Origin of the sequence: uncultured Aquimonas sp. (assembly GCF_937888285.1) — a bacterium.
Classification (GTDB): domain Bacteria; phylum Pseudomonadota; class Gammaproteobacteria; order Xanthomonadales; family Xanthomonadaceae; genus Aquimonas.
Window position 1 is genome coordinate 1 of record NZ_CALART010000079.1, and the last position, 8,555, is coordinate 8,555.

The 8,555-nt window shown below is 66.0% G+C and carries 10 protein-coding genes and 1 pseudogene; 10 read left to right on the forward strand and 1 reads right to left on the reverse strand.

Going from position 1 to position 8,555, the window contains the following annotated elements:
• Positions 1–354 precede the first annotated feature (354 nt).
• Positions 355–1,785 (reverse strand): PLP-dependent aminotransferase family protein, encoded by a 1,431-nt coding sequence (locus tag Q0654_RS15005; RefSeq protein WP_298855247.1) that lies wholly within the window; start codon positions 1,783–1,785, stop codon positions 355–357.
• Between the two features lie 143 nt (positions 1,786–1,928).
• Here Q0654_RS15005 and Q0654_RS15010 point away from each other — a divergent pair, with 143 nt between their 5' ends.
• The 10 genes and pseudogenes from Q0654_RS15010 to Q0654_RS15055 all read left to right on the forward strand — a co-directional run.
• Positions 1,929–2,138: a twin transmembrane helix small protein gene (locus Q0654_RS15010; protein WP_298855248.1), complete on the forward strand. Its 210-nt coding sequence runs from the start codon at positions 1,929–1,931 to the stop codon at positions 2,136–2,138.
• A 240-nt stretch (positions 2,139–2,378) separates the two neighbouring features.
• Entirely contained in the window at positions 2,379–3,890 is a 1,512-nt protein-coding gene (locus tag Q0654_RS15015) for a cbb3-type cytochrome c oxidase subunit I (protein WP_298855250.1), read from the forward strand.
• 1 nt (position 3,891) lies between these two features.
• Entirely contained in the window at positions 3,892–4,542 is a 651-nt protein-coding gene (locus Q0654_RS15020) for a cbb3-type cytochrome c oxidase subunit II (RefSeq protein WP_291557572.1), read from the forward strand.
• 3 nt (positions 4,543–4,545) lie between these two features.
• Positions 4,546–4,758, forward strand: a complete 213-nt coding sequence (locus Q0654_RS15025) for a hypothetical protein (protein ID WP_291557574.1) — start codon at positions 4,546–4,548, stop codon at positions 4,756–4,758.
• Positions 4,759–4,777: 19 nt separating this feature from the next.
• Positions 4,778–5,314 (forward strand): cytochrome c, encoded by a 537-nt coding sequence (locus Q0654_RS15030; RefSeq protein ID WP_298855253.1) that lies wholly within the window; start codon positions 4,778–4,780, stop codon positions 5,312–5,314.
• Entirely contained in the window at positions 5,311–5,943 is a 633-nt protein-coding gene (locus Q0654_RS15035) for an SCO family protein (RefSeq protein ID WP_291557580.1), read from the forward strand. Before Q0654_RS15030 ends, Q0654_RS15035 begins: the two co-directional genes overlap by 4 nt.
• On the forward strand, positions 5,940–6,548 hold the full coding sequence (locus Q0654_RS15040) for a hypothetical protein (RefSeq protein WP_291557584.1): 609 nt from the start codon (positions 5,940–5,942) through the stop codon (positions 6,546–6,548). The genes Q0654_RS15035 and Q0654_RS15040 overlap by 4 nt, the downstream gene beginning before the upstream one ends.
• A gap of 5 nt (positions 6,549–6,553) precedes the next feature.
• Positions 6,554–7,348 carry an adenosylmethionine decarboxylase gene (gene speD, locus Q0654_RS15045; protein ID WP_291557587.1) on the forward strand — a complete coding sequence of 265 codons (795 nt, stop codon included), beginning with the start codon at positions 6,554–6,556 and terminating at the stop codon, positions 7,346–7,348.
• A gap of 37 nt (positions 7,349–7,385) precedes the next feature.
• A complete protein-coding gene (locus Q0654_RS15050) occupies positions 7,386–7,622 on the forward strand; it encodes a hypothetical protein (protein ID WP_291557590.1) in 237 nt (78 codons plus the stop codon).
• Positions 7,623–7,681: 59 nt separating this feature from the next.
• Positions 7,682–8,500: pseudogene (locus Q0654_RS15055) on the forward strand (IS3 family transposase); the annotation flags it as partial.
• Positions 8,501–8,555: the final 55 nt, after the last annotated feature.

Sequence of the window (8,555 nt, forward strand, 5' to 3'; positions counted from 1 at the left end):
CAGTGGACCAGCTTCAGGAGGCCGATTCAACCGAGTTTTTCAACGGAATAGGTCGGGAGCGGCTATCTCCGATCAACGTTGAAGCGATACTCCCGGACCAGCTGGTCCGCAGGGAAAGTGCGTTAGGACTGGCAACCGGACACTCGTGACCTCGCGCGCCTGGTCGGGCGCGCTGCAAGGAACGGGGCCACGCGGTGATCTGGATCGAAACCGATGTCTCCTCGCAGGGTGGACTGAAGGATGCTACCAGTGCCCACTTCGGATTTGACACGCCTCCGATAACCGCTGCCAATCCCCGAAACCTGGCGATAACGTGTCGCCCCGCCGCCTGATGCTGCCCATCAAGGCCAGCAGTCAGTCCCGCACTCGACCTGCGATCTTCAGGGCGGCTAGCCCCAACGTCTCCAAGGCCGCCTCCACACGCGCTTCGAACGGGTGTCCGAAGTTGATTCGCACGCAGTTCCTGAAGTCGACGGATGCCGAAAACCTCGGGCCCGGCGCGATGCTGATTCGGGCGTCCATCGCGATCCGGTGCAGCGCCAGGGAGTCGGTTTTCCCGGGCATCTCCACCCACAGGAAGTAGCCGCCGGCGGGCCGGCTGACGCGCGTACCCTCCGGGAAAAAGTGGCTGATGGCCTCGATGTACTGGTCGCGATTCTTGCGCAGGACGAGCCGCAGTTCGCGCAGGTGCCTTTCGTGACTGCCGCGCTCGAGGTAGTGGGCAATGCCGAGCTGTGAAGGGATCGACGTGGCCAGCGAGGTGGTCAGTTTCTGGTGGGCGACCTCCCGGAGGAACCTCCCGGGACTTGCCCAGCCGATGCGGTAGCCGGGCGCGAGGGTCTTGGAGAACGAACTGCAATGCATCACCCAGCCATCGGTGTCGAACGCCTTCAGTGGCACCGGGCGCCGGTTGTCGAAGTAGAGTTCGCTGTACACGTCGTCTTCGACCAGGGGCAGGCCGTACCGGGTGGCCAGCTCCACCAGCGCCTTCTTCTTCGCCTCGCCCATGCTGCTGCCGAGCGGGTTCTGGAAGTTCGTCATCAGCCAGCAGGCCTTCGGACGATGGCGCAGGATGGCCGCCTCCAGGGCGTCGAGGTCGATGCCTTCGCGCGGATCGGTCGCAACCTCGACAGCGTGCAGGCCCAAGCGCTCCAGTACCTGCAGGCAGGCATAGAAGCAGGGAGACTCGACCAGCACCGTGTCGCCGGGCTTGCAGACCGCCCCGAGGCAGAGGTTGAGCGCCTCCATCGCACCGTTGGTCACGATGATCTGGTCAGCGCCCACCTGGACGCCATCGATGAGGTAGCGCAGCGCGATCTGCTGGCGAAGGGCCTTGCTGCCGGGCGCCAGGTCGTCGACGGTGGTCCAGGGGTCGAGTTCTGCCGCCGCGATCGACGTGGCGCGGCCAAGCCGCTTGAGAGGGAACAGCCACGGACTGGGGAATGCCGAGCCGAGCGGAACCACGTCCCGGGACGTGGCCGACCTGAGGATCCCGACGATGAGCTCGCTGATGACCACCGGGCGGGCTTCACCGTCGGGCTGCGATGCCCGGTCGGGCTCCGGCGCCGGGGCCCGTGCCGACTGCGCCACGTAGTAGCCCGAACGCGCCTTGGCACGGATCAGTCCCCGTGCCTCGAGAAGATAGTAGGCCTCGAAGACGGTGGCGGGGCTGACGTGGCGGCTGCTGCTCGCCTTTCGCACCGACGGCAGCTTGTCGCCGGGCTTCAGGGTGCCGTTTTGGATCGAGGCGGCGATATCGGCCGCGAGTACCTCGTAGCGCTTCATGCAGTGCCGGCTCCGAGCCCAACTGATATGGTTTTTCAGCGGTAAGGTGATACTGAAAATACTGTTTTGACAGGCATAGGCTAGCACCTGGCCCGAACCGATAGCGCACGCGGTGACGGCAACCTCCATTTTCAGGTGAGTTCATGAAAGCGCTGCTGGTGATCAGTTTTCTCGTCCTGATCCTCTACAACCTTGGCGCCGGCCTGTACTACATGCTGGTCGACAAAGGCACGACCAAGCGCACGGTCAACGCGCTGACCAAGCGCATCGCGCTCTCCGTGGCGCTGATCCTGCTGGTGTGCGCGGGCATCTTCACCGGGCATATCCAGCCGCACGGCATCCAGGTCGGCTGAACATATGCGGCCCGACAGCAACCGGAAAATGCAAACTGATCTGGTTATAAGTCAAATATCTGATTCTTAATAATCTGATATGAAACGCGTAGCCTTGGGGCACCTCTCCCAGCGCCGCGCGATCGCATGAACCCCACCGCACTCCTGCTGGCGACCTTCGTCGTGTCGATCGTCGGCCTGTTCGCCTTCATCTGGTCGCTCCGCAGCGGACTCTTCGACCGCGAGTCCAGCGGCGCGGGCGTGATCTTCGCGCCGGAAGAGATCGGGCGCTTCAATGACCCGGCCGATGGCAGCGCGCGCCTCGCGCCGAGCAGCCCCGATCAGCAAGAGGAACTCCGCGACCGCGAGGCCGCCGACCGCACCACCGCGATGCCGGTGTTCGTGCTGTTCACCTTTGCCGTGGTGTGGCTGCTGGTGGGTTCGGCAGCGGGGTTGCTGAGTTCCATCAAACTGCACGCGCCCGACCTGCTGGTGGAACAGGCCTGGCTCACGTTCGGGCGCCTGCGCACCATTCACCTGAATGCCGTGGCTTACGGTTGGGTACCGCTCGGCCTGCTGGGCCTGGTGGTCTGGCTGCTCCCGCGCCTGTTGCGCACGCCGCTGCGGTACCCACGCCTGATCATCACCGGCGCGTACATCTGGAATGCGGGCCTGGTGGCCGGCATCGTCGGCCTGGCCAACGGCCTCAACACCGGCATGGAGTGGCTGGAGATCCCTTGGTATATCGGCAGCCTGTTCGCGGTCGGAGGCATGATGATCGGGCTACCGATGGCGTTCATGCTGCGCCGGCGCACTGTCCACCACCTGTATGTCTCTGTCTGGTACATCGGCGCCGCGCTGTTCTGGTTTCCGATCCTCTACATCGTCGCCAACATCCCGGGCCTGCACTTCGGCGTGGAGCAGGCGACGATGAACTGGTGGTACGGGCACAACGTGCTCGGCCTGTTCTACACGCCGCTGTCGATCGCCTGCGTCTACTATTTCCTGCCCAAGGTCATCGGCCGGCCGGTACAGTCCTACAACCTGTCGCTGCTCGGGTTCTGGACGCTCGCGTTCTTCTACGGCCAGGTCGGCGCCCATCATCTGATCGGCGGCCCGATCCCTGAGTGGCTGGTCACGCTCTCGATCGTGCAGAGCATGATGATGCTGATCCCGGTGCTGGCGTTCTCCGTGAACCAGCACCTGACGCTGAAGGGGCATTTCGCCCTGCTCAAGCGCTCGCACACGCTGCGCTTCATCGTGTTCGGCGCGATGATGTACACGGTGGCCTCGGTCCAGGGTTCGGCACACGCGCTGCGCTCGCTGAACGCCCTCACCCATTTCACCCACTTCACCGTCGCCCACGCCCACATCGGCATGTACGGCTTCGTGTCGATGGTGCTGTTCGGCGGCATGTACTTCGCGGTGCCCCGGGTGCTCGACGTCACGTGGCCGAAGCCCGCGCTGATCTCCCTCCACTTCTGGCTGGTGGTCGCCGGCTTCGCAGCCTACATCGTGCTGCTCAGCACCGGCGGCGTGCTCCAGGGCCTGGCCCTGCTCGATGGCGCGACACCGTTCATCGAGTCGGTGCGGGTGACGAAGCCCTGGCTGCTCGGTCGCAGCATCGGCGGCGGTCTGATGACGCTGGGGCACATCGTGTTCGCCGTGCACTTCTACCTGGCGCTCAAGGCCGCCGAGCGGCAGCGCCAGGCCGATGTGGCTGCGACAAGCCATGTCCAGCCCGATCCGGCTCCCCTCTCCGCGGCGAACTGAAATGGAAAACGAAATCAAACTCGTGGGCGGCGCGGTGCTGACCTTGGCCCTGGCCACGGCGGCGATGATCGTCGTCCCTTTCATGCAGCTCAAGGACGTGCCGCCGCCCGCCGGGCTCGCGCCCTACACCGAGCAGGAGCTGCGCGGGCGCCAGGTCTACATCGCCAACGGCTGCATCGCCTGCCACACGCAGCAGCCAAGCACCATAGGCGCGGGCCGTGCCGACGCCGTGCGCGGATGGGGGCGCCCGTCGGTGGCCGCGGACTACTTCCACGACCGCCCCACCCTGCTCGGCACCATGCGCACGGGCCCCGACCTGTTCAACGTCGGCGACCGCATCCCGTCGGAGGACTGGCACCACGTGCACCTGTACCAGCCGCGCGCCTACGTTCCGGACAGCACGATGCCCGCCTACCCCTTCCTCTACGAGACCATGGTCGCGGTCGAAGTCCCGCCCGGCCAGTACACCGTGCCGATCCCGGACGCCCATGCGCCCCGCGGCCGGAAAGTCGTACCGACCCGCGACGCCGAGGATCTGGTCGCCTACCTGAAAGCGATGACGCGCCAGTACGACGTGGCCGAACCCCTCGATGCGGCAGCCGCGAAGGCCCTGGCCTCCGAACTCCGCGGACGGACCCGCCAGGAAGACTGACCCATGAACAGCCCCACCCCTTCCAGCCGCGACAACGAAAATCCGGAGCCGCAGGAGCTCAACCGGCCCGTGCCCAAGGTCCTGCTTGCGCTGGTCGCCCTGCTGCTGGTCTGGGCGGTGTACTACATCGTCGCCGACGCACCGGGACTGGAGAGCTCCAGCACCCCGCAGGGTACGCAGCCGACGCCGGCCGCGCCAGCGCCCTCGGCCGACTGACGCGCGCGGCTGCCCGCCGATGCCTACCCACCGCCTCATGAACGCCGGCCTGGCCTTGGGACTCGCCGCCTGGGCGGCGGTGCTGTGGATGCGGATGAACCCGACGCTCGATACCGCGCGCCTCCAGGCGCCGGCGGCCGGGACGTCGGTTCCGCCAGCGCCCCGTCGCTCCGGCTCCCAGCTGTATGCCGCCGAATGCTCAAGCTGCCACCAGAACCGCGGCGAAGGCCGCTTCCCGGTATTTCCGCCGCTGGCGGGTTCATCGCGGGCCAATGGTGATCCCTATCGGTTGGCGGCCATCACCCTGCACGGGCTCAGCGGCCCGATCGAGGCCAACGGCGTGCGCTATTCCGGCCTGATGCCCGGCCTCGCGCATCTCAACGACGAGGAGATCGCGACCGTGCTCAACCACGTCCGCAGTTCCTGGGGCAACGCCGCCGCGCCGCTCCAGGCCGCAGATGTGGCCGCCGTGCGCGGCCTGACCTCCCGCCGCCATGCGCCCTGGACCGCAGCCGAGCTGGATGCTCTGGGCGTGGCCGCGCAGGTGCAGCCATGACCCCGCGGATGCGCCCGACCTGGCTGGCCCTTGCCGCGATCGTCGTCGCGACGTTCTGCGGGCTGCATGCCATGACCCACGGCTTCAGTGCGGTGACCAGCGACGGCGCGCGCCAGCTGGCCATCGCGGAATCGCCCCGGCAGTTGCCCGCGATCGGGCTCGTGGACAGCCAGGGCCGTAAGACCGACCTGCGCGCGGTCGTCGCGGACCATCCGTACACGGTGGTCGCTCTGGTCTATACCCAGTGCACGTCGATCTGCCTGGTGATGGCATCGAGCGAATCCTTCCTGCAGGCCCGTCTGCGGGACGCCGGCATCGAAGAACAGGTGGGCCTGCTGACCCTCAGCTTCGACCCCGCGCGCGACACGCCCGAGGTGCTCGCGCAGTATGCGCGCCGGATCAAGGCCGACAGCGTCACGTGGACGATCGCCACCGTGGCCGACCACGACGATCTCGAACGCCTGCTGGACGTGTTCGATGTGGTCGTCATCCCCGACGGCAACGGCGAGTACATCCACAACGGCGCGCTGTTCCTCGTGGACGGTGACGGCCGCATGTTCGAGGCGCTCGCGCCCGACGCCGCCGACCTGGCGTTCGAACGTCTCGCCGCGCTGGTGCGATCCCCATGAGCCGCGCAGTCGTCACGGCGCTGGCACCAGGCGTCGCGCTCGCGGGCCTGGCCCTGTTGCAGCCCTGGCTGGAGCAGCGGATGTTCACCCACATGGTGGTGGAGCTGCCGCTGCTGTTCGCCATCGGCTGGTGGCTGGCGCCGGTCCGCACGGGGACCGGCCCGGCCTGGCTCAGGCAGGTCAACGCCCTGGGCCTGTCCGGATTCACGCTGGCCCTGGCCATCTCCACGGTGTGGATGCTGCCACTGGCACTCGACGCGGCCGTGCTCGAGCCGGCCGTGGGCCTGGCGAAGGTCGTCTCGGTCGTGCTCTCGGGCTGGCTGGTCCGCCTTTCGCTCCGCGCCGCGTCCGTCGTGGTCCAGTCCTTCTTCGTCATCAACTGGGCCTGGATGACCGCGACCGCCGGCGTGCTGTACCAGGAGGCACCACAACGCCTGTGCAGCACCTATCTGCTCGGCGACCAGACCTGGACCGGCATCGGCCTGGTGGCGCTAACCGTGGTGGTCATCGCCATCTGGATGACGCTCGCCTTCCGTACCGGACCACGCGGCGCTGCGCGGACCGCCGTCAACAACCACCGTCCAACCCCGCTCCCGACACCGTGAACACGATGGATCACCCCAGCGCCCTGAAGCTCCATGGCTTCAACAACCTCACCAAGTCGCTGTCGTTCAACATCTACGACGTGTGCTATGCCGCCACGGCCGAGGCCCGGCGGCGCTACATCGAATACATCGACGAGCAGTACAGCTCGGAGCGGATGACGGGAATCCTGACCGACGTGGCGTCGATGATCGGGGCCACCGTGCTCGACATTTCCCGGCAGGACTACGATCCGCAGGGTGCATCGGTGGCCATGCTGCTGGCGGAAGACTCCATGGATGCGCACGCCCCGCCGACCCTCCCGCGCACAGGCCTGGGCCACCTGGACAAGAGCCACATCACCGTCCACACGTACCCGGAATCCCATCCGGCGAACGGGATCGCGACCTTCCGAGCCGACATCGATGTCGCCACCTGCGGGCTGATCTCGCCCCTCAAGGCGCTGAACCACCTGATCGACAGCTTCGAATCGGAAATCGTCGTCATCGACTACAAGGTGAGGGGATTCACCCGCGACGTCGATGGCAGGAAGCACTACATCGATCACCCGATCGCCTCGATCCAGCAGTACCTAGAGCCGAGGATCAGGGCCAGTTACGACATGATCGACCTCAACATGATCTCCGAGAACGTCTTCCACACCAAGATGAAGCTGCGGCACTTCGACATGGACCGCCACCTGTTCGAAGAGGGTCCGGCGGGCACGCCGCGCAGGTCCATGAAGGCCGTGGAAGCGCTGCTCAACCGGGAGATGCTCGAGCTGTACCACGGGCGCAACCTCCCCGTAGGCGCGCGGACCTGAGGTGCGGTCTCCAGACCATCGGCACGACGCCTCGCCCATGGACGAGGCTTCGCAGCTGGATCCGCGGCAGCGCCGCATACTGGTCGAGGCGATCGCGGCAGCGGGTGGGCTGCGGCTGTCGCGGCCGGACTTCGAGGAGGAGGCCCGCCAACTGTTCGAGGACGTCCCCGGACTCGAGACCGCGTCCTCGGCGGTCATCGATGCGCTGGTCGAGTCCCTGTGGGCCGGCTATCGCGCGGTCGCGATCAGAGCCCGACTGACGTCCTCCCGATAATTCAGACCAGCCAGAAGTAGAGGATTCGGCGACACTCAGGCCCCAGGAGGCCCGTCGCCATGAAGAAGTCGAAGTTCACCGAAGAGCAGATCGCGTTCGCCTTGAAGCAGGCCGAGTCCGGCACCCGTGTCGAAGAGGTGTGCCGCAAGATGGGCATCTCCCAAGCGACGTTCTACGCCTGGCGCAAGAAGTTTGGTGGCTTGGGGGTATCCGAGCTGCGTCGGCTCAGACAGCTCGAAGAGGAGAACCGCAAGCTCAAGCAACTGGTTGCCGACTTGAGCCTGGACAAGGCCATGCTGCAGGACGTGCTGACAAAAAAGCTCTAAGGCCCGCGCAGCGCAAGGCGCTCGTGGGCCATTTGATTGATCGATACCGGGTAGGCGTCCGTCGGGCTTGCCACGTGGTCAAACAGAGCCGTGCGGCGTGGTACTACAAGCCCAGGGAAAAGGATGATGGGCCACTGCTTCGGCGGATCGAAGAGATCGCCGCCACCCGTGTCCGTTACGGCTTCTGGCGGATCTTCGTGCTATTGCGTCGAGAAGGCTGGACGGACAACCACAAGCGCGTAGCGACTGTATTGCCAGGCCGGGCTCAACCTTCGGCGCAAGCGGCCGCGCCGGCGCAAGGCTGCAGCTCATCGCATGGAGCGGCCCGTACTGACCGCTCCCAACCAGTGCTGGAGCATGGACTTCGTGGCCGATGCGCTCTTCGACGGCCGTCGATTCAGGAGCCTGACGATCGTGGACAACTTCACCAAGATGAGCTTGGCCATTGAGGTGGACCAGAAGCTCAAGGGCGAAGACGTCGTTGCCACGCTTGAAAGGCTGCGCAACGAGATCGGCGTGCCCGAGCGAATCCAGGCCGACAATGGCAGCGAAGGGTTCTACCCCGAAATCACGGACGGTTGTGAAAGAGCTGAGAACTTCTGATCCT